This window comes from Streptomyces eurocidicus, assembly GCF_002891295.1.
GTDB lineage: Bacteria > Actinomycetota > Actinomycetes > Streptomycetales > Streptomycetaceae > Streptomyces > Streptomyces eurocidicus.
This window is the reverse complement of sequence record NZ_LGUI01000004.1, coordinates 726,789-747,539: the sequence shown is the minus strand read 5'-3', so window position 1 is coordinate 747,539 and position 20,751 is coordinate 726,789. Positions and strand designations below refer to the sequence as shown.

The following is a 20,751-nucleotide window of genomic DNA, read 5'->3' as shown; positions in this document are numbered from 1 at the left end:
TTATCGTCAAGCAGACGACTATGATCGCGTCATGCCCTACGACCCGTCGGCCTTTCCGCCCTTCGCTGTCACTGTCGACCTGGTCGTGCTCACCGTGCGCCGCCACGCGCTGTGCGCGCTCGCCGTCCGCCGCGGCGAGCCTCCGTACCAGGGTCGCTGGGCGCTCCCGGGCGGGTTCGTGCGGGGCGACGAGGACCTCTCGACGGCGGCCGCGCGGGAGCTCGCCGAGGAGACCGGGCTGCACGCCCACGACCCGGCCGGACCGTTGCTGCCCAACGCCGCCCATCTCGAGCAGCTCGCCACCTATGGCGACCCCAAGCGCGACCCCAGGATGCGGGTGGTCAGCGTGGCGCACCTCGCGCTGGCGCCGGACCTGCCGGCGCCGCGCGCGGGTGGTGACGCCCGGAGCGTGCGCTGGGCGCCCGTCGAGGACCTGCTGGACCAGGAGGTCGGGTACGCCCGCGAGGACGAGCAGGCGGCCCCGCTCGCCTTCGACCACGCCCGGATCCTCGCGGACGGCGTCGAGCGCGCCCGCTCCAAGATTGAGTACTCCTCGCTCGCCACCGCCTTCTGCCCCCAGGAGTTCACCGTCGGGGAGCTGCGCCGGGTGTACGAGGCGGTGTGGGGCGTCGCGCTGGATCCGCGCAACTTCCACCGCAAGGTGACCGGCACCCCGGGCTTCCTGGTGCCGACGGGAGGGACGACGACGCGTCAGGGCGGGCGGCCCGCTCAGCTCTTCCGGGCCGGCGGGGCCACCCTGCTCAACCCGCCGATGCTGCGGCCGGAGGCGTAGCGGCCACCGGAGTGCGGCACGGGCGGTGCGGCCGCGGGCATGGCGACCGGGAGATACAGCGACCGGGAAGGCCGGCGACCGGGAAGGCCGGCGCTCGGCCCGGCCGGAGGGTGCTTCCGGCCTCCTTCCGTCCTGCCGTGTGCCTTCCTCGGCCGTCTGCCCGGGCCCTGACGCGCGCTTGCCCGGAAGCCGGCTTTCCGGCCCCGGTGGCCCCACCTTGGCCCTGTCCCGGCCCTGTCCCGGACCCGCCCCGAGCGACCGGTCGGCGGCCCGGTCGGCCGCGCGGTCGCCCGGTGCTCGCGGCTGCCCCGGGCCGGTGCGGGACACGCGGACACCCGGCGCATGTATTGCGTAACAAATAGGACATACCGGGTTACCGTGCTCCCGTGCGTCCTCACGTTCGCGTGCGCCCTGGCGCCGCCGAGCCGTCTCACGCCCTGCGGGAGAAGCCATGATCCAGGCCATCGGACTGACCAGCGCTCCCCGCCGCAATCAACCGCTCGCCGTGGCCGACCTCACCTTCGAGGCGCGTCCCGGGAAGGTCACCGTCCTGCTGGGGGAGCACGGTGCCGGAAAGACCAGCGCGCTGCGTCTGGTCCTGCGCCTCGACCCCGGCCGGGGTGTCGCGCTCTTCCGGGGCCGCCCCCTCGACCGCGTCCCGCACCCCACCCGTGAGATCGGGGTGCTGCTGGGCGACGTCCCCGGGCACCCCTCCCGTACCGCCCGGGGGCATCTGCGCATGCTCAGCGCGGCCGCGGGGGTCCCCGTGGCCCGCGCCGACGAGGTCCTGGAGGTCGTCGGCCTCAGCGGTCTCGCCGACCAGCGCCTCGGCACCTTCTCCCTCGGCATGGACCGCCGCCTCGGGCTCGCCGCCGCCCTCCTCGGCGACCCGCACTCGCTCGTCCTCGACGAGCCCGCCCATGAGCTCTCCCCCCGCGAGACCGCCTGGCTCCACGGGCTGTTGCGCGGCTACGCGAGCCAGGGCGGCGCCGTCCTCGTCACCTCGCGCGACCCCAAGGAGGCCGCCCGCCTCGCCGACCAGGTCGTCACCATCGACCACGGCCGCCTCGTGGCCGACCAGGTCGTCGACGACTTCGCCCGCACCCGGCTGCGCCCTCGCGTCGCCGTGCGGACCCCGCTCGCCGACCGCCTCGCCCATGTCCTCGACTCCGAGGCCGACGCGGGCCGTGCCGCGGAGGTCCGGGGTGCCACGGATGCCGCGGGAGCCGCCGACGCGGGGCCGCGCATGGAGGTCGTCAACGAGGGCGGCGGCCGGCTCTCCGTCTACAACAGCAGCTGTGCCGCCGTGGGGGAGGTCGCCTACCGCCACGGCATCCTCGTCCACCGGCTGACCGAGGAGGTCGGCGACACCGGCCCGGTGGCCCCCCTGCCGCGCGCCGACGGCAGGCGGCCCGTCCCCGACCCCACCGGCCTCCCTGATCCCACTGGCCTTGCCGCCCCCGCCGACACCGCCACTCCCGCCGAGTCACCGCCCAGGGCGCCTGAGGCACCTGATGCGCTTGAGGTGCCCGGAAAGCCCGGTGCGCCCCTCGGTCGGGCGGAAGCCCGTGGCCGGTCCGCCCGGAGCGGCCGCGCGGCAGCCCGCTCCGCCCTGTCCCCCCGCGTCCAGCCCCGCCTCCCGGCGTCCGACCCCGCCTGGCCGCTCCGCTACGAACTCCGCCGCACCGCCGGGGTGCGTACGGCCTGGGTGGCGGCCGCCGCAGCGCTCCTCGTCTCGGTCCTCGCCTCGGTGCTCCTCGCCCGCACCGGATCGCCCGAGCCCCGCCTGTTCACCGGCTGGCCCACCCTGCTGCCGCTGCCCCCGGCCGCCTTCGGCGCCGGGTTCATCGGCGCGCTCTCCTTCGGCCAGGAGTTCCGCTACCCCGCGCTCGCCCCCGACCAGGGCACCGTCCCCCGCCGCCTCGGCCTCCTCGGCGCCAAGCTCGCCGTCACGGCCGCCGCCGCCCTGCTGCTCGCGCTCGCCTCCGTCGCCCTCGACGCGGCGGCGGTCGGGCTGCTCTTCGGCGACGTCACCGTCGGCCCCTCCGGCGAACTGGCCGTCGCGCTCGCCGGCTGGGCGGGGCTCACCCTGGGCTGCGCCTGGGCCGGCCTGCTCGCCGCCGGCCTGTTCCGGTCCACGGCGCTCGGGCTGGTGGCGGTGCTGGCGGTGCCGACCCTGGTGGTCCCCGTGCTGGGCGGGCTGCTGGCCGAGCCCGCGGCCCGGTCGCTGGTCGGGCTCCCGGAGCGGCTGCGCTCGGCGGCCGTCGTGCAGTGGCCCTCCGGTGTGGACCAGGGCGTCTCGGCGGCCCTGCGGCTGGTCTCCCAGCCCGTCGGGTGGGGCCTCGCGCTCTCGCTGACCGCGCTCCTCGGCGCGTACGTTCTCACCGTGTTCCGCGGTCGCCCGCGGTGAGGGCGCGCGCCCGCCCGCTCACGCCCATGAACTCCCCGTGAGCCCGGCGCCTCGAATGTCACGCTCCGCATTCAAAGCGCCCAGGAAGTACGCCCGTTTCCGCACAGTTAGGCGTCAATTATGAGGTAATGGGCGATCACCCTTTCGTGTGCTTTTCACCAAAGACCTCAAGGGAGCTGGAGGTGTCGCCGACAAAGGAGGCGTGAGTACCCTTGCGCACACCATGATGACCGCGGCTCGCCCCTCCGACTCCGGCCTCACAGGCCCGGGCGAGCTGGACCGATACTCCTACGGAGAGGCCCCCGGGGCCGACCGTGGGACCCCACCCGCCTGGGACAGCGAGGCGGAGCTCAGCCGGGCCGGCCGCCGCGCGGCCGGCAGCCGGGGCCGAGGGCTGCACGGACAGCTCGTGCAGCAGCTGGGCCAGATGATCGTCTCCGGGGACCTGGGGGCCGACCGCCCCCTCGTCCCGGAGGAGATCGGGCAGCGCTTCGAGGTCTCCCGCACCGTCGTCCGCGAATCCCTGCGCGTCCTGGAGGCCAAGGGCCTGGTCAGCGCCCGGCCGAACGTAGGCACCCGGGTCCGCCCCGTCGCCGACTGGAACCTCCTCGACCCGGACATCATCGAGTGGCGGGCCTTCGGCCCCCAGCGCGAGGACCAGCGCCGCGAGCTCTGCGAGCTCCGCTGGACCATCGAGCCGCTCGCCGCCCGCCTCGCCGCCGGGCACGGCCGGGAGGACGTCCAGCAGCGCCTCGCCGACATGGCCGAGATCATGGGCCACGCGCTGGCCCAGGGCGACTCGCTCACGTTCTCGCGCGCCGACGCCGAGTTCCACTCCCTGCTCCTCCAGGTCGCGGGCAACCGCATGCTGGAGCACCTCTCCGGCATCGTCTCCGCCGCGCTGCACGTCTCGGGCGCCCCGGCCGGCGGCTGCGACCGCCCCACCGAGGCCGGCGTCGGACACCACCTCCGGATCGTCGACGCGGTGGGCGCGGGCGACGCCGCCGGGGCGGAGGCCGCCATGCGCCAGCTGCTGATCGCCCACCCCGACGTCGAGCGCGTGGTGCCCGCGCCGCGCGAACACTGACCGCGGGAGAGGCGGGACGGTACGGGCCGGGTCGTACGGCCGGGCCGCGCGCGGGACCGCGGGAGCGGATCGGGCGCGCGGCCGACACCCCGGCCGGGCGCGCCCGATCCGTCGCGGGACGGGCGCCGCCGGCCGCCCCTCGGAGCTCGGACGGGGGCCTCGGCGGAGAGCGACGGGATGCTATGTCCTCTTGTATGGCCTTTCACTCCGTTATGTGGTGTGACTCGGGCCACGAGGATTGGGCGTAACGCTCTTTGAGGCAGTGCGATGACTAAAGAGGTGGCAGCGGCGGAGGGAATACCGGCCTCGTTCGAGGTGCTGTGTCCGTCCGTACTCACCACCCGCGCGCCGTCGGTTCATCCTTTGCCGGCGGTCGTCGGAACCGGTCCGTCGTTCAGAGCGGACCGGGGCCGGAAGCCGTTTCCATCGTTCCGAGAGGTTGTTCGTGTCGGCCAGCACATCCCGTACGCTCCCGCCGGAGATCGCCGAATCCGAGTCTCTGATGGCGCTCATCGAGCAGGGAAAGGCCGAGGGGCAGATCGCCGGCGACGACGTGCGTCGGGCCTTCGAGGCTGACCAGATTCCGCCAACCCAGTGGAAGAATGTTCTGCGCAGCCTCAACCAGGTCCTCGACGAGGAGGGTGTGACGCTGATGGTCAGTGCCGCCGAGGCGCCCAAGCGCACCCGCAAGAGCGTCGCAGCGAAGAGCCCGGCGAAGCGCACCGCGACCAAGACCGTCGCCTCCAAGACGGTCACGTCCCGGCAGGCCACGTCCGGCGCGTCCGTCGGCGCGTACGGCGACGCCGAGGGTGACGAGACCGCGTCGCCCGTGAAGAAGGCCGCCGCCAAGAAGACGGCGGCCAAGAAGACGGTGGCGAAGAAGGCCACCGCGAAGAAGACGGCGGCCAAGAAGACCGCCTCCAAGAAGGACGCCGACGAGCTGCTCGAGGACGAGCTCGTCGAGGAGACCCCCACCCCCGGCAAGGCCGGCGAGGAGGAGGACGAGACCGGCGAGAACAAGGGCTTCGTCCTCTCCGACGACGACGAGGACGACGCTCCCGCGCAGCAGGTCGCGGTGGCCGGTGCCACCGCCGACCCGGTCAAGGACTACCTCAAGCAGATCGGCAAGGTCCCCCTCCTCAACGCCGAGCAGGAGGTCGAGCTCGCCAAGCGCATCGAGGCGGGCCTGTTCGCCGAGGACAAGCTGGCGAACTCCGACAAGCTCGCCCCGAAGCTCAAGCGCGAGCTGGAGATCATCGCCGAGGACGGGCGCCGCGCCAAGAACCACCTCCTGGAGGCCAACCTCCGTCTGGTGGTCTCCCTGGCCAAGCGCTACACCGGCCGCGGCATGCTCTTCCTGGACCTCATCCAGGAAGGCAACCTGGGTCTGATCCGTGCGGTCGAGAAGTTCGACTACACCAAGGGCTACAAGTTCTCCACCTACGCGACCTGGTGGATCCGCCAGGCCATCACGCGCGCGATGGCCGACCAGGCCCGCACCATCCGTATCCCGGTGCACATGGTCGAGGTCATCAACAAGCTCGCGCGTGTCCAGCGCCAGATGCTCCAGGACCTGGGCCGCGAGCCCACCCCGGAGGAGCTGGCCAAGGAGCTCGACATGACCCCCGAGAAGGTCATCGAGGTCCAGAAGTACGGCCGTGAGCCGATCTCCCTCCACACCCCCCTGGGTGAGGACGGCGACAGCGAGTTCGGTGACCTCATCGAGGACTCCGAGGCGGTCGTGCCGGCCGACGCGGTCAGCTTCACGCTCCTCCAGGAGCAGCTGCACTCCGTCCTCGACACGCTCAGCGAGCGCGAGGCGGGCGTGGTCTCCATGCGCTTCGGCCTCACCGACGGTCAGCCGAAGACGCTGGACGAGATCGGCAAGGTCTACGGCGTGACGCGCGAGCGCATCCGCCAGATCGAGTCGAAGACCATGTCCAAGCTGCGCCACCCGTCCCGTTCGCAGGTCCTGCGCGACTACCTGGACTAGAAACCGGGGCGGTCGCCCGTTCCCCGAAAGTCCCCGAAGGCCCGGCACCTCTTCCGAGGTGCCGGGCCTTCGGGCTTCGGGATGCGATGATCGGCGGACGGGGTGACCCTGGGTATGCAGGGGACTTCATACGGTCAGGAGTGTGCATGCGTTCGCTGAGCTACCCGTTGGCCGGCGCGGTCGCGCTGCTGCTGGCGGCGCCGGTCCCCGCGCAGGCGGACCTGGCGGTCGTCGGAGGGCAGTCCGTCCGGGCCGCGGAGGCGCCCTGGGCGGTGGCCCTGGCCAGCCGCCAGCGGTTCGGCCCCGCCCGTTCGGGGCAGTTCTGCGGCGGTGCCGTGGTGGGGCAGCGGACCGTGCTCACGGCGGCGCACTGCCTCAGCCGCGAGGTCCTCGGGACGGACGTGAGCGAGGCGAAGGACCTCCGGGTGATCTACGGCCGGGACGATCTGAGGGGCGTGTCCGGGTCCGAGCTGGAGCTGCGTGCCACCTGGGTCAACCCGGACTTCGACACCGAGACCAACGAGGGCGACCTGGCCGTGCTCACGCTGAAGGACCCGCTGCCGCACGACAGCGCGATCGCGCTGGCGCAGGCGGGCGACGGCGTCTACCGCACGGGCACGCCGACGGCGGTCTACGGCTGGGGCGACATGTTCGGCAACGGCACGTACTCCGAGACCCTGCGGGCGGCGGGGCTGGTCATGATGGACGACGCGCAGTGCGAGCGGGCGTACCCCGGCAGCGCGGAGGGCGTGTACCGGCGGGCCACGATGCTCTGCGCGGGGCTTCCCGCGGGCGGCCGGGACGCCTGCCAGGGCGACAGCGGAGGACCGCTGGTGGCCCGGGGGCGGCTGGTGGGGCTGGTGTCCTGGGGGAGCGGCTGCGCCCAGCCCGGCCACCCGGGGGTGTACACACGGATCTCGGCGGCCATCGACAAGGTGAAGGAGCACAGCGTCGACGTACTGAAGCCCGCTCCGCCGATATCGCCCTCGGAGGCGCGGTCGGGCCGGGTCACGGGGGGCGCCGGGCCGGTCGCCCGGAAGCACGGCCGGCAGCCGGCGTCGCACGCCGGCCGGCCGGCACGGCCGAAGGGCCGCTCGCACGCCGTGCCGCCCCCGCCGGTGCCGGTGAGGGGCCAGAGGCCCGTCTCGCCGCCTCGTGGGGCGGCGGGGCAAAGGAGTGCCGGGGAGCACCCCCGGAGGCCGTGGTGACGGCAGTGAGGGCCTGTGGCGGCCCGCTGGGGGTGACGCGGGGGTTGCGGGCCGGGGGTCGTACGGGTCCGTGGGCCGAGGTGCGTACGGGTCCGCGGGCCACGCCGCTGCCGCGGCCGGGAAGGCCGGCTACACGCGCCCCGGCGTCGCCCGGCTCGCGCCCGGCCCGCGGTACGCGCTGCCACCCGGGTCGCCGTCAGGCCGCCGGGCCGCGACACGCGCAGGGTCGCCGCGGCGCGCCGCCGGAGAGGCCCGCCGGCCGGGCGCGCGCACGAGAGCGGGCGGCCTCCCCCGTGGGGGTGGCCGCCCGCGGCTGCCCGGCCCTGGATGGCCGGACCTCGCTCGTCGTCGGATGCGATGTGTCAGCGTTCCACTGCGGACTCAGCGGTCCTCGTCGGACGCGGACGCCGGAGGGGTGGTGAGCCGCTCCGTCTCGTCCTGTATTTCCGCGGCGATCTTCTTGAGTTCTGGCTCGAACTTACGCCCATGGTGGGCGCAGAAGAGCAGTTCGCCGCCGCTCATGAGAACGACGCGCAGGTAAGCCTGAGCGCCGCACCGGTCGCAGCGGTCAGCGGCCGTCAGCGGGCTCGCGGGGGTCAGAACAGTAGTCACGTCGCCTCTTCTCTAGCTCGACGAGCTGTCGTACCAGGGTCAACATCCAACCAGGCCGAAAACGTTCCCGCTCGCGGCTTTTCCTCGAAACTTCCTTCGGAGCAGGCCGGATCTTGACGGTTGGCGGCGAATGAGCCGTATTGCGTGGGCTTACGGTTTCACATCGCTGGGGAGTTCTCGTCCACCCGGCCGGCTTGCCGGGTTGTTGTTCAGGACGTGCCCGGAGCCTAAATGGTTCATGCCTCCAAGGGAACGTGATGTGCACGTCACCCCATCGAGTCATCGAACATCTGATCGACCCTGGACTAGCATGGGCGTTCCCACGGGTGGCTGCGCAAAGGCTCTACCAGGCGTCGGTACCCTCTGAACGGCGACAGAGCCATCACTGCGCCCGACCCGGGCCAAAAAGAAATTCAGCGAGGAGCGAACCGCGTGACCGCCGATATGTCCGTGCCGTCCACTGCGTTGCTGACCGGGGCAGACCGGGACGGATCCAACTACACCGCGCGGCACCTGCTCGTCCTCGAGGGCCTCGAGGCCGTTCGCAAGCGCCCCGGCATGTATATCGGCTCGACCGACAGCCGCGGTCTGATGCACTGCCTCTGGGAGATCATCGACAATTCCGTGGACGAGGCCCTGGGCGGCTTCTGCGACCGGATCGACGTGATCCTCCACGACGACGGCTCCGTGGAGGTGCGGGACAACGGCCGCGGCATCCCGGTGGACGTCGAGCCCAAGACCGGCCTGTCCGGCGTCGAGGTCGTCATGACCAAGCTGCACGCCGGCGGAAAGTTCGGCGGCGGCTCGTACGCCGCCTCCGGCGGTCTGCACGGCGTCGGCGCCTCCGTCGTCAACGCCCTCTCCGCCCGGCTGGACGTCGAGGTCGACCGGAACAGCCGGACGCACGCCATCAGCTTCCGCCGCGGCGTCCCCGGCATCTTCACCGAGTCCGGCCCGGACGCCCCCTTCGACCCGGGCAACGGCCTCCTCAAGGGCAAGAAGGTGCCCAAGACCCGCACCGGCACCCGGGTGCGCTACTGGGCGGACCGCCAGATCTTCCTCAAGGACGCCAAGCTCTCCCTGGAGACGCTCTACGGGCGCGCCCGGCAGACGGCGTTCCTGGTGCCGGGCCTGACGATCGTCGTCCGGGACGAGCGCGGCCTCGACGGCGAGGGCGCCACCGAGGAGACGTTCCGCTACGACGGCGGCATCAGCGAGTTCTGCGAGTACCTCGCGCAGGACAAGGCCGTCTGCGACGTGCTGCGGCTGACGGGCCAGGGCACCTTCAAGGAGACCGTGCCGGTCCTCGACGACCGCGGCCACATGACGCCGACCGAGGTCACCCGCGAGCTGGGCGTGGACATCGCCCTGCGCTGGGGCACCGGCTACGACACGAACGTGAAGTCGTTCGTCAACATCATCGCCACCCCCAAGGGCGGCACGCACGTGTCCGGATTCGAGCGCTCCATCACCAAGACCGTCAACGAGGTGCTCCGCTCGTCGAAGCTGCTGAGGGTCGCCGAGGACGACGTCGTCAAGGACGACGCCATGGAGGGCCTCACGGCCGTGGTGACGGTCCGGCTGGCCGAACCGCAGTTCGAGGGGCAGACCAAGGAGGTCCTGGGCACCTCGGCCGCCACCCGGATCGTGGCGAACGTGGTCGCGAAGGAGCTCAAGGCGTTCCTGACCTCCACCAAGCGCGATGCCAAGCAGCAGGCCCGCGCCGTCATGGAGAAGGTCGTCGCGGCGGCCCGTACGCGCATCGCCGCCCGGCAGCACAAGGAGGCCCAGCGGCGGAAGACGGCCCTGGAGTCCTCCTCGCTGCCGGCCAAGCTCGCCGACTGCCGCAGCGACGACGTCGAGCGCAGCGAGCTGTTCATCGTCGAGGGAGACTCCGCGCTCGGCACCGCGAAGCTCGCCCGGAACTCCGAGTTCCAGGCGCTGCTGCCGATCCGCGGCAAGATCCTGAACGTCCAGAAGTCGTCGGTCTCCGACATGCTGAAGAACGCCGAGTGCGGCGCGATCATCCAGGTCATAGGAGCCGGGTCCGGGCGGACCTTCGACATCGACGCCGCGCGCTACGGCAAGGTCATCTTCCTCGCCGACGCCGATGTCGACGGCGCGCACATCCGCTGTCTGCTGCTGACCCTCTTCCAGCGCTACATGCGCCCCATGGTGGAGGAGGGCCGGGTCTTCTCCGCGGTGCCGCCCCTGCACCGGGTGGAGCTCACCCGCCCGAAGAAGGGCCAGGACAAGTACATCTACACCTACTCCGACAGCGAGCTGCGGCAGACGCTGCTGGAGCTGGACCGCAAGAACGTCCCGTACAAGGACGGCATCCAGCGCTACAAGGGCCTCGGCGAGATGGACGCCGACCAGCTCGCGGAGACCACGATGGACCCCCGCCACCGCACCCTGCGCCGCATCAACATCAGCGACCTGGAGGCGGCCGAGCGCGCCTTCGACCTGCTGATGGGCAATGAGGTGGCCCCCCGTAAGGAGTTCATCACCAACTCGGCGGCGACGCTGGACCGCTCGCGCATCGACGCCTGACGGTCCCTCGGGCGCCTTGACGAGCGCGGTGGCCGGCCCGCGTCAGCCGGCCACCGCCCAGGTGTAGCGGTGCTCCGGACGGCCCGTCTCGCCGTACTTCAGGGTGAGCCGGAGCCGCCCGGACTCCTCCAGCCGTTTGAGGTAGCGCTGCGCCGTCGAGCGGCTCAGCCCGGAGCGGGCCGCCACCTCGTGCGCCGACAGCGGCCGGGCCGCGTCCGAGAGCACCCGGCGGATCAGCTCGGCCGTCGGCGCGGAGTGCCCCTTCGGCAGGGGCGCGCTGGTGGCCGCCGTCCGCAGCGTGCCGAAGATCCGGTCGACCTGGTCCTGGCCCGCCTCCTCCGCGTCGTCCAGGGTCCGCCGCAGCTGCGCGTACGCCTCCAGCTTCACCCGCAGCCCGGGGAAGGTGAACGGCTTGACGAGGTACTGCAGCGCGCCATAACACATCGCCGCCTGTACGGTCGCGATGTCGCGCGAGGCCGTCACCATGATGACGTCGGTGAGGTGCCCCCGCTGACGTATCCGGCGGACCAGGGACAGCCCGGTCTCGTCCGGCAGGAAGTGGTCCAGCAGGACCAGGTCGATGCCGCCGCGCTCCAGGACCGCCATGGCCTGCGCCGCGTTGTGGGCCTTGGCGCCGACGTGGAAGCCGGGGACCCGTGCGACGTAAGCGGCGTTGATCTCGGCGACGCGGAAGTCGTCGTCCACGACCAGGACCTCGATCATCGATTCACCCTTTCGAGGTGGTTCAGTGCTTCCGGCAGCTCCACGGTGAACACCGCGCCGCCGCCTTCCCGATCACCCGACCGCGCCGAGCCGCCGTAGCGCTCGGCCAGTCGCCGTACGAGCGCGAGGCCGAGGCCCCGGCGGCGGTGCGGGGACGACTCCTTGGTGGACCAGCCGTCCGTGAACACCAGCTCCCCGGCGGCCTCCGGTATGCCCGGCCCGTTGTCCGAGACCCGGAGGACCACGGTGGAGCCCACCGCGCGCAGGTCGACCTCGACCCAGGGCTCCCCGCGCGGTCCGGCGGCCAGCGCGTCCAGGGCGTTGTCCACGAGGTTCCCGAGCACCGTCACCACGTCCCGCGCGTCCACCACCCGGTCGGGCAGCCGGCTGCCGGGGCTCACCCGCAGGGCCACCCCGCGCTCCGCGGCCACCGCGCCCTTGCCCACCAGCAGGGCGCTGACCACGGGGTCCCGGACCCGCTCGGTGACCTGCTCGGCGGTGGCCCGGTGCGCGCCCGTCACCTCCGCGACGAACTCGGCGGCCTCCTTGTGCAGCCCGAGCTCCAGCAGGCCCAGGAGGGTGTGCAGCCGGTTGGCGTGCTCGTGGTCCTGGGCGCGCAGCGCGTCGGTCAGCCCCCGGGTGCCGTCCAGCTCCCTGCGCAGCTGCTCCAGCTCCGTGCGGTCGCGCAGGGTCGCCACGGTGCCGCCGTCGGCGGTGTCCATCCGGTTGGCGACGAGCACCCGGCCGTCCCGCACGGTGAGCAGGTCCGTACCGGTCACCCGGCCGGCCAGGACATCGGTGGTCCTGCCGGGCGGCAGGACGGTGTCGAGGGGCTGTCCGATGGCGTCCTGCCCGAGGCCGAGCAGCCGCTGCGCCTCGTCGTTGACCAGGCGCACCCGGCCGCGCCGGTCCAGCGCCACCACGCCCTCGCGGATGCCGTGCAGCATGGCCTCACGCTCGTTCAGGAGCGCTGATATCTCGGTGAGTTCGATGCCGTGGGTGCGCTTGCGCAGCCGCCGGGACACGGCGACCGCGGCCAGCGCGCCGGCCGCGAGCGCGGCCCCCGCGTAGAGCAGGATGCCCGGCACCGCGCGGATCAGCAGGGCGTGCACGTTGTCGTAGGCGATGCCTACGGAGACGGCGCCGACGACGGCCCCCTCGCCGTCGCGCAGCGGCACCTTGCCCCGGGCGGAGCGGCCGAGGGTGCCCCGCCCGATGCCCGTCCACTCACGGCCGCCGAGGGCCGGGCCGGGGTCGGAGCTGACGCGGCCGCCGATCCGGGAGGGGGTGGTGTGGGAGTAGCGGATGCCCCGGGTGTCGACGATCACCACATAGCTGGCGCCCGTGGCCAGCCGGACGCGTTCGGCGCCGGCCTGGACCGGGCCGTCCGGGGTGGGCCTGCCGGCCAGCAGGTCGTGGGCGAGGCCCGGCTGGGCGGCGGTGGCCTGGGCGATGGACAGCGCCCGGCGCTCGGCCTGTTCGTCCAGCTGGGCACCGAGGGGCGCGAGGAAGAGCCCGGCGGCGAGCCCGGTGACCCCGGTGATGATCAGGAGGTGGACGAGCAGGACCTGGGCGAAGACGCGGCGGGGCCACCGGGGGCGCATCTCTGTCCCTTTCATGTCGTCTCCCGCCCATGCGGGACCGGCCAGTCGCCCAGCCGGACCGGATTGGTCAATTCCGGTTCAGCGGCTGTCCGCTTCTGCGGCGTCAACAGAACGTATCCGGGCCCTGCCCCCGTAGCCCAGCCCCGTGGCGCATTCGTTGCGCTACCGCGAGGTTCCACCGTGAGCAGAACGAGCAGAACGGGGTTCGTGCGCGGAAGCCGCACAGCGCCCACAAGCCTGTGCCGTCGCCGCGCGCCGCACCTAACCTCCAGCACCGGCCGACCGGGCCCCAGGACAGCGGGGGTCCGACGAGGCGGCCGGGCGAAGGAGGCATGCGGATGAACGGCGACAGGCGCGGCGGCCCCGCGCCGGGCGGGCACACCCCGGCGATCGAGCTGCGGGGCGCGAGCAAGGTGTTCCGGACCCCCTCGGGGGCCGCGCACACGGCCGTACGGGATCTCGACCTCACCGTGGAGCGGGGCGAGTTCGTGGCGGTCGTGGGACCGACCGGATGCGGCAAGTCCACCACGCTCACCCTGGTCAGCGGGTTGGAGGAGCCGACCGAGGGCGAGGTGCTGGTCGGCGGCGAGCCGGTGCGCGGGATCCGGCCGGAGGTCGGCTTCGTCTTCCAGCAGGACGCGGTCTTCCCCTGGCGCACCGTGCTCTCCAACGTGACGGCCGGTCCCCGCTTCCGCGGCGTGCCCAAGGCCGAGGCCCGGGACCGGGCCCGCGACTGGCTGGGCCGGGTCGGCCTCGACGCCTTCGCCGACCGCTATCCGCACCAGCTCTCCGGCGGGCAGCGCAAGCGCGTCGCGCTCGCCCAGACCTTCGTGTGCGACCCCGCGATCCTGCTGATGGACGAGCCCTTCTCGGCGCTCGACGTACAGACGCGGGCGCTGATGTCGGACGAACTCCTGGAGCTGTGGAGCGCCAGCCGCGCCGATGGGGCGGCGGCCTCCGTCGTCTTCGTCACCCACGACCTGGAGGAGGCGATCGCGCTCGCCGACAAGGTCGTGGTGATGACCGCCGGCCCGGCGACCGTCAAGGAGGTCTTCCCCGTCCGGCTGCCCCGGCCGCGCAAGGTCGAAGCCGTCCGGCTGGAGCCGGAGTTCGTGGAGATCTACCGCGAGATCTGGTCCTCCCTCGGCGAAGAGGTCCGCATCACCCGGGAGAGGGGGGCCTCCCGTGTCGCTTGAGTCCGTGGAGTCCGTCGGCGCGCCCACCGCCTTCCGCACCAGCCGGACGGTGACCCGCGCGCAGGCCGCCCGCCGCCGCAGGGCGCTCGTGTACGGGGCCCGGGTGCTGCTGCTCGTGGCGGTGCTCGCCGCGTGGGAGGCGCTGTCCCGGAATGGCTTGATCGATCCGTTCAACTTCTCGATGCCGTCGGCGATCTGGGACCAGATCGTCCAGTGGACGCTGCACGGCACCGCGCAGGGCTCGCTCGGCGAGCAGATCTGGTACACGCTCTACGAGGCGCTGCTCGGCTGGGTCATCGGCGTCCTCGCCGGTGTGGTGCTCGGCATCGTGCTCGGCCGGGTCCGCTTCCTGGCCGACGTCTTCGGCCCGTACATCAAGGTGCTCAACGCGGTGCCGCGGATCGTGCTGGCGCCGATCTTCCTGATCTGGTTCGGGCTGGGCCCCGCGTCCAAGGTCGCCTCGGCCGTCGTGCTGGTCTTCTTCCCGGTCTTCTTCAACGCCTTCCAGGGCGCCCGCGAGGTCGACCGCAATCTGGTGGCCAACGCCCGCATCCTGGGTGCGAGCAACCGCCGGGTGACCCTTCAGGTCGTCGTCCCGTCCGCGACCTCCTGGATCTTCACCAGCCTCCATGTGAGCTTCGGCTTCGCGCTGATCGGCGCGATCGTCGGCGAGTACATCGGTGCCATGAAGGGCATCGGGATGCTCATCGCCAGCGCCCAGGGCGCCTTCAACACGGCCGGCGTCTACGCCGCGATGGTCATCCTCGCCGTCGTCGCCCTCCTCGCGGAGGGGCTGCTGACCTTCGCGGAGAAACGCCTCTTCCGCTGGAAGCCCACCGATCCGGGCGCGGGCGGCTGAGACCGCCCACCGCACTCCCCACGCCCCGTCCGTCACTTCCGGCCGTGCGTTCCGGCGTACGTCCCGACCGTAGGGAAACTTGATGCCCATCTTCAGCAAGCGCGCCCCCGTCCGTACGGCGGCCGCCGCGGGATCACTCTGCCTCCTCCTCACGGGGAGCCTCGCCGGGTGCGCCGACGATTCCTCGGCGACGCACACCGCGGAGAAGGCCGCCGAGGCGGCCAAGGGGGACACCGTCAAGATCATGGTCGGTGGCCTGGACAAGGTCATCTACATGCCGGCCGTGCTCACCCAGCGGCTGGGCTACTTCCAGGAGGAGGGCGTGGCGGTCGTTCTGCTGAGCGAGCCGGCCGGGGTGCAGGCCACCACCGCGCTCGTCTCCGGGGAGGTCCAGGGCGTCGTCGGCTTCTACGACCACACGCTCGACCTTCAGGTGAAGGGCAAGAACGTGGAGTCGGTGGTGCAGCTGGCCCGGACGCCGGGCGAGGTGGAGATCGTCTCCAAGAAGGCGGCACCGGACCTCACCTCGCCCAAGGACTTCAAGGGCAAGAAGCTCGGCGTCACCGGACTCGGCTCCTCCACCGACTTCCTGACGAAGTATCTGGCGGTCAAGAACGGGGTGAAGGTGAGCGACATCACGCCCGTGGCCGTCGGCGCCGGCCAGACCTTCCTCGCCGCGCTCCAGCAGGGTTCCATCGACGCGGGCATGACGACCGACCCGACGGTCGCGCAGATCCTCGCCAAGGACGCGGGCAAGGTGCTCGTCGACATGCGCACCCCGGAGGGCTCCCGGGCGGCGCTCGGCGGCCTCTACCCCGCGTCGAGCCTCTATATGAACACCGGCTGGGTGAACGACCACAAGGAGACCGCGCAGAAGCTGGCCAACGCCTTCGTGAAGACCCTGAAGTGGATGTCCACGCACAGCCCGGAGGAGATCGCCGCCAAGATGCCGGAGGACTACGCGAAGGGCGGCAAGGAACAGTACGTCGAGGCGGTGAAGAACACGCTGCCGATGTTCACCCCGGACGGCGTGATGCCCGCCGACGGGCCGAGGACCGTCCACGAGGTGCTCAAGTCCTTCAACCCCAACCTCAAGAACGCCAAGGTGGACCTGGAGAAGACCTACACCACGGAGTTCGTGAAGAAGGCCGGGTGACGTCGGTCTGACGGCTTCCTGAGCCGGCTGACGGCTTCCCTAAGGGGAGACGGGCACCAGCGGGGTGACCGACGCGACGTCCATCCGGGCCGGGCTGCCGGGCACCCGGCCGCAGCTCTCGGGCCGGGGCGGCTCGGCGGCGCCCTGCTCCACCGCGACCCGCCAGGCGCGGCCGTCGGCGTGGGTGACGGTCACGGACCAGTGCGGGGCGGGTCCCTCCGCCCGCGTCACGTCCAGCGCGCCCGCGCCCTCCTCGCCGGTGAGCTCGCGCACCGCCAGCTCGGCGGCCTGCGCCGGGCGCTCCCAGGCCGAGCGGCCGCGGCAGTTCCCGGTGGTGATCCGGCCGTCGCGGGCCGCCTCGACGATGTCCTTGACCTCGTGGGCGGTGACCCGTCCGTAGGCGTAGCCGTACGGCAGGACGAAGAGGGTGGGGGAGAAGCGGTGCCCACCGATGTGGGTGATCTCCCAGGTGTCGATGGACCCGGTCGCGGCGAGTTCGGCGGCCAGCGGGCGGCCCAGCAGGGCGCAGCAGCGGTCGCGCTTGCCGTTGGTGCAGACGAAGACCAGCGGTTCGCCGGTGTGCGGCTCCCACAGGCCGCCGTGCTCGCCCGCACCGAGCGCCGCGAAGTCCAGCGAGGTCAGGGACGCCGGGTCGGCGAGGGCGGCGGTGCGGACCCAGGAGCGGCCCGGCGCGGTGTGGGCGGCGAACACCCGCTGCGTCGTGGGCCCGTGGCAGTCGGCGTGCCGGCCGGGGCGCCGGATCAGCGCGACCCGTACGCCGGTGCCCTCGGTGGCCGCCGCCAGGGCCCGGCCCACGGCGGGGTCGAGGTGGCTGGTGGTGAGGGCGTCGGCGCCCCACGGGCCGGGCTGCTCGATCAGCAGCCACGTCCGGGCGGTGGCCGCGGTACCGGACAACGGCTCGGCAAGGCGGCGAGAGGCGGTCGCGCACGTACTCACGAAGGTTAGCCTAACCTACCTCGGCGTAGATTGTATGTTCGGATCGGGCCGAACGGGCGTGGCGGGCAGGGCGATACGAACCGTTCACGGCATCGCCCGAGGGGGTTTCGGGCCGCAGTACTGGCCGACGGGCCGGAGCCGCAGCGGACGCTCCGCGTACTCCTCCAGGGCATGGGCGATCCAGCCGGCCGTACGGGCCACGGCGAAGACCGTCTCGCCCGCCTCCGGGGGCATCCCGGACGCGACCGTGAGCACCGCGAGCGCGAGGTCGGCGTTGGCGTGCGGGGTGCCCTGCCGGGCCGCCGTCGCCTCCACCTCCCGCGCCGCCGCCAGGGCGTCCCGGGCGCCCGGGACGGACTCCAGGCGGGCGAACAGCGCCCGCGCCCGGGGGTCCGGGCCCGCGTAGAGCCGGTGCCCCAGCCCCGGGACGCTCCGCCCGCCCCGCAGATGGTCCGCCACCACGGCCGCCGCACTGCCGCGCTCCAGCACCTCGGTGAGCATCCGGTGCGCCAGGCCGCTCGCCGCGCCGTGCAGCGGCCCCTCCAGCGCGCCGAGCCCGGCCGAGACCACCGCGTACGGGTGGGCCCGCGCGGAGGCCGCGACCCGCACCGCGAGCGTGGAGGCGGCGAGGTCGTGGTCGATGAGCAGCACGAGGGCGGCCTCCAGGGCCCGCAGTGACGCCGCGTCGGGCATCCGGGGCGTCAGCTCTGGGAATGGCTCCTTCGACGCGGGGCCACGAAGAGGCGGAATTCTCTTCGGCGCGGCTCCGAGGGCAAGTTGTCTCTCTGTGGCGAGTCGTACTAGCGTGTTTTGCGTGAAGATTGTCGCGCAGGTGAAGTTGGTGCCTGTGGCCGCGCACGACGCGGACGCACTGGCAGCGACTCTGCGTGCTTGCAACCGGGCCGCGAACCACGCTTCCGGGGTGGCGTTCGCCAAGGGCCTCAAACGGCGAAACGTGTTGCAGAAGGAGGTGTACTTCGCGCTCAAGGCTGACTACGACCTCGGGGCCCAGCCCTCTGTGCGGGTGGTGAAGAAGGTCTGTGACGCCTACGCCACGCTGAAGGGCAATATCAAGGCCGGGAATCTTGGCCCGGAGGGTTCGAAGGGTCGCCGCCGCGCGGAGTCCAAGCCCATCGTGTTCCGAGAGGACGCGGCGCAGCCGTTCGATGACCGCATCCTGACGTGGAACCTCGATCAGCGCACGGTGTCGATCTGGACCGTGGCCGGACGGTTGAAGGGCATCCCGTTCGTCTGTTCCGAGCAGACCATGAAGTTGCTGGCTTCCCGTAAGGGGGAGTCCGACTTGGTGATGCGGGACGGGATGTTTTTCCTCATCGCCACTATCGACGTGCCAGAGCCCGAGGTGTTCGAGCCGGACGGGTTCCTCGGCGTGGACCTGGGCATCGTCAATATCGCCACCACCAGTGACGGTCAGATCATGGCCGGGCGTGGGCTCAATCGGTACCGCAAGCGGCAGCGTGATCTGCGGACCAAGTTGCAGAAGAAGCGGACCAAGTCCGCGAAGCGGGTCCTGAAGCGTGTCCGCCGCCGCGAGGCCCGGCACGCCGCGAACACCAACCACATCATCGCCAAGAAGCTCGTTGCCACCGCTGAACGCACCTCGCGCGGGATCGCCCTGGAAGACCTGGGCGGTATCCGGCAGAGGGTTACGGCCAAGAAGGACCAGCGGGCACGGCTGCACTCCTGGGCTTTCGCCCAGCTCGGCGCATACGTCGAGTACAAGGCGCGACGGGCGGGTGTGCCCGTGGTCTTCGTGGACCCGCGCAACACCTCCCGCCAGTGCTCGGAGTGCTGGCACACCCACCGGACCAACCGGGTGGATCAAGCGCGGTTCGTATGCCGGTCCTGCGGGACCGTGCGGCACGCGGACCACAACGGCTCCCGCAACATCGCCTATCGCGGCGAGGCTGCGTGGCAGCGGGGCGCAGTCAACCGCCCCAGAACCGGCGCGAGCCGGTTCCGGACGCAGGGGAACCACGCGGTAGCCGGCCGCGCTCCACTTGTAATCAACGCCCTCCCGACCGAGCCGGCAGGCCCGGTCCCTTCAGGGCCGAGAAGCTGACCCCGACCTTCTGCGCGGCCCGGGTGATCGGCTGGAGCGCCAATATCCTGGAGCAGGCGGAGGACTCGAAGATCATCCGCCCGGCGGCCCGCTATGTCGGCCCGCCCCCGCCGCAGCCGGTTCCCGCTGCGTCCGACATGTGAGGGAGGCGCCCCCGTTGGCGAAACGACAGATCCCGGTCATCGTGCTCGCGGGCTTCCTGGGCTCCGGCAAGACCACCCTGCTCAACCACCTGCTGAGCAGAAGCGGGGGCAGCCGGATCGGCGTGGTCGTCAACGACTTCGGCAGCATCGAGATCGACGCCATGAGCGTGGCCGGGCAGGTCGACTCGATGGTGTCGCTGGGCAACGGCTGCCTGTGCTGCGCCGTCGACACCAGCGAGCTGGACGGTTTCCTCGACCGGCTGGCCCGCCCGGCCGCCCGGATCGACGTCATCGTGATCGAGGCCAGCGGGCTCGCCGAGCCGCAGGAGCTCATCCGCATGATCCTGGCCAGCGACAACACCAGCATCGTCTACGGCGGACTGGTCGAGGTCGTGGACGCCGCCGAGTTCGCCGGCACCCGGGCCCGGCACCCCGAGATCGACCGGCACCTGGCCCTCGCCGACCTCGTCGTCCTCAACAAGGCGGACCGGGTGCCGGAGGACGCGCGCCGGGCCCTGCGCGAGGAGCTCGGCCGGATCGGCCGCCCCGGCACGCCCGTCGTCGAGGCGTCCTACGGGCGGGTCGACCCGGAGCTGCTCTTCGACCGCAAGCCGCGCGAGGAGGACACCGCGGCGATACGGCAGCTGTCCTTCGAGGACCTCGTCCGCGAGGAGCGGGAGCGGGCGGACGCGCGGGAGCACGGGCACGGCGCCGACGGGCACGGCGACGGCTGCACGGACGGCTGCGCGGACGCCTGCGGCCACGGCGCCCACCTGCACGCCGCCTACGACAGCGTCGCCTTCACGGCCGACGGGCCGATGGACCCGCGCCGGCTCATGGACTTCCTCGACAACCGCCCCGACGGCCTCTACCGCATCAAGGGGTACGTCCGCTTCGGCGCGGCGGGACACCGGCGCACGCGGTACGAGGTGCACGCCGTCGGCGACTTCCTCCGCTTCTACGCCACGCCCGCGGCGCGCGGCGAGGACGGGCCGACCGAGCTGGTGCTGATCGGCACGGGCATCGACCCGGAGGCCCTGCGGTCCGGGCTCGAAGCGTGCCGGCACCTGGCCGAGGAGGACGCGGAGGAGCACACGATGTGGGGCGTGCTGCGGTACGCGCAGGGCTGACCCCGCGATCCGGCCGGGCGCCGGACCGGAAAGCCGGGGCTCGCCCGGAGACGCCGGGGCTCGCCCGGAGACGCCGGGGCTCGCCCGGAGACGCCGGGCGCGCGGCCCGGGCACGGACGCCCCGGGCCCCGCACGCCGGACGGTCCTGGCCCAGGACAGCGCCGGCGGCCGTCGTCCCCGGCCCGCGCACCCGACGGCCCGGCACGGCGGGCGGACGCGTACGCCCTTCCGCGCGCCGGGCCGC

General features: G+C 72.5%; 14 protein-coding genes and 3 pseudogenes. 12 read left to right on the top strand and 5 right to left on the bottom strand.

From position 1 onward, the window contains the following. Positions 1–31: 31 nt before the first annotated feature. The 5 genes and pseudogenes from AF335_RS16825 to AF335_RS16805 form a co-directional block, all read left to right on the top strand. A complete protein-coding gene (locus AF335_RS16825) occupies positions 32–793 on the top strand; it encodes an NUDIX hydrolase (protein WP_087925902.1) in 762 nt (253 codons plus the stop codon). A 451-nt stretch (positions 794–1,244) separates the two neighbouring features. Then, positions 1,245–3,203 carry an ABC transporter ATP-binding protein gene (locus AF335_RS16820; protein WP_102919181.1) on the top strand — a complete coding sequence of 653 codons (1,959 nt, stop codon included), beginning with the start codon at positions 1,245–1,247 and terminating at the stop codon, positions 3,201–3,203. A gap of 148 nt (positions 3,204–3,351) precedes the next feature. After that, positions 3,352–4,290 carry a FadR/GntR family transcriptional regulator gene (locus AF335_RS16815; RefSeq protein WP_102919180.1) on the top strand — a complete coding sequence of 313 codons (939 nt, stop codon included), beginning with the start codon at positions 3,352–3,354 and terminating at the stop codon, positions 4,288–4,290. Positions 4,291–4,735: 445 nt separating this feature from the next. Beyond that, positions 4,736–6,283: an RNA polymerase sigma factor gene (locus tag AF335_RS16810; protein ID WP_102919272.1), complete on the top strand. Its 1,548-nt coding sequence runs from the start codon at positions 4,736–4,738 to the stop codon at positions 6,281–6,283. 146 nt (positions 6,284–6,429) lie between these two features. Then, positions 6,430–7,212: pseudogene (locus tag AF335_RS16805) on the top strand (serine protease); the annotation flags it as partial. Positions 7,213–7,872: 660 nt separating this feature from the next. Here the strand turns inward: AF335_RS16805 and AF335_RS16800 are convergent. Continuing rightward, positions 7,873–8,103, bottom strand: coding sequence for a DUF7455 domain-containing protein (locus tag AF335_RS16800; RefSeq protein ID WP_102919178.1), 231 nt, complete (start codon positions 8,101–8,103; stop codon positions 7,873–7,875). A gap of 432 nt (positions 8,104–8,535) precedes the next feature. Between AF335_RS16800 and AF335_RS16795 the strand changes: the two genes are divergently transcribed. Beyond that, positions 8,536–10,656, top strand: coding sequence for a DNA gyrase/topoisomerase IV subunit B (locus AF335_RS16795; RefSeq protein ID WP_102919177.1), 2,121 nt, complete (start codon positions 8,536–8,538; stop codon positions 10,654–10,656). Positions 10,657–10,698: 42 nt separating this feature from the next. On the opposite strand, the gene AF335_RS16790 is transcribed toward AF335_RS16795, so the two are convergent. Together AF335_RS16790 and AF335_RS16785 are read right to left on the bottom strand one after the other, a co-directional pair. Next, positions 10,699–11,379, bottom strand: a complete 681-nt coding sequence (locus tag AF335_RS16790) for a response regulator (RefSeq protein WP_102919176.1) — start codon at positions 11,377–11,379, stop codon at positions 10,699–10,701. After that, entirely contained in the window at positions 11,376–12,998 is a 1,623-nt protein-coding gene (locus AF335_RS16785) for a sensor histidine kinase (RefSeq protein ID WP_228773513.1), read from the bottom strand. The genes AF335_RS16790 and AF335_RS16785 overlap by 4 nt, the downstream gene beginning before the upstream one ends. Positions 12,999–13,321: 323 nt before the next feature. Between AF335_RS16785 and AF335_RS16780 the strand changes: the two genes are divergently transcribed. From AF335_RS16780 to AF335_RS16770, 3 genes are all read left to right on the top strand, one after another. Then, entirely contained in the window at positions 13,322–14,179 is an 858-nt protein-coding gene (locus tag AF335_RS16780) for an ABC transporter ATP-binding protein (protein WP_102919174.1), read from the top strand. After that, positions 14,169–15,038, top strand: a complete 870-nt coding sequence (locus AF335_RS16775; protein WP_102919173.1) for an ABC transporter permease — start codon at positions 14,169–14,171, stop codon at positions 15,036–15,038. Before AF335_RS16780 ends, AF335_RS16775 begins: the two co-directional genes overlap by 11 nt. Positions 15,039–15,120: 82 nt before the next feature. Next, the gene (locus AF335_RS16770; protein ID WP_102919172.1) at positions 15,121–16,194 is read left to right on the top strand and encodes an ABC transporter substrate-binding protein; all 1,074 of its coding nucleotides are present in this window, start codon (positions 15,121–15,123) and stop codon (positions 16,192–16,194) included. A 39-nt stretch (positions 16,195–16,233) separates the two neighbouring features. Here AF335_RS16770 and AF335_RS16765 read toward each other — a convergent pair whose 3' ends face one another. Then, entirely contained in the window at positions 16,234–17,151 is a 918-nt protein-coding gene (locus tag AF335_RS16765) for a ferredoxin family protein (RefSeq protein ID WP_102919171.1), read from the bottom strand. An 84-nt stretch (positions 17,152–17,235) separates the two neighbouring features. Then, a pseudogene (locus AF335_RS16760) lies at positions 17,236–17,841 on the bottom strand (citrate/2-methylcitrate synthase); the annotation flags it as partial. 124 nt (positions 17,842–17,965) lie between these two features. Here AF335_RS16760 and AF335_RS16755 point away from each other — a divergent pair. From AF335_RS16755 to AF335_RS16745, 3 genes and pseudogenes are all read left to right on the top strand, one after another. After that, complete coding sequence (locus AF335_RS16755) at positions 17,966–19,234, top strand: RNA-guided endonuclease InsQ/TnpB family protein (protein WP_244927056.1); 1,269 nt, start codon at positions 17,966–17,968, stop codon at positions 19,232–19,234. Next, a pseudogene (locus AF335_RS16750) lies at positions 19,225–19,377 on the top strand (citrate/2-methylcitrate synthase); the annotation flags it as partial. The gene AF335_RS16755 and the pseudogene AF335_RS16750, both read left to right, overlap by 10 nt. Before the next feature lie 14 nt (positions 19,378–19,391). Then, complete coding sequence (locus tag AF335_RS16745) at positions 19,392–20,507, top strand: CobW family GTP-binding protein (RefSeq protein WP_102919170.1); 1,116 nt, start codon at positions 19,392–19,394, stop codon at positions 20,505–20,507. The last annotated feature ends 244 nt before the right edge of the window (positions 20,508–20,751 follow it).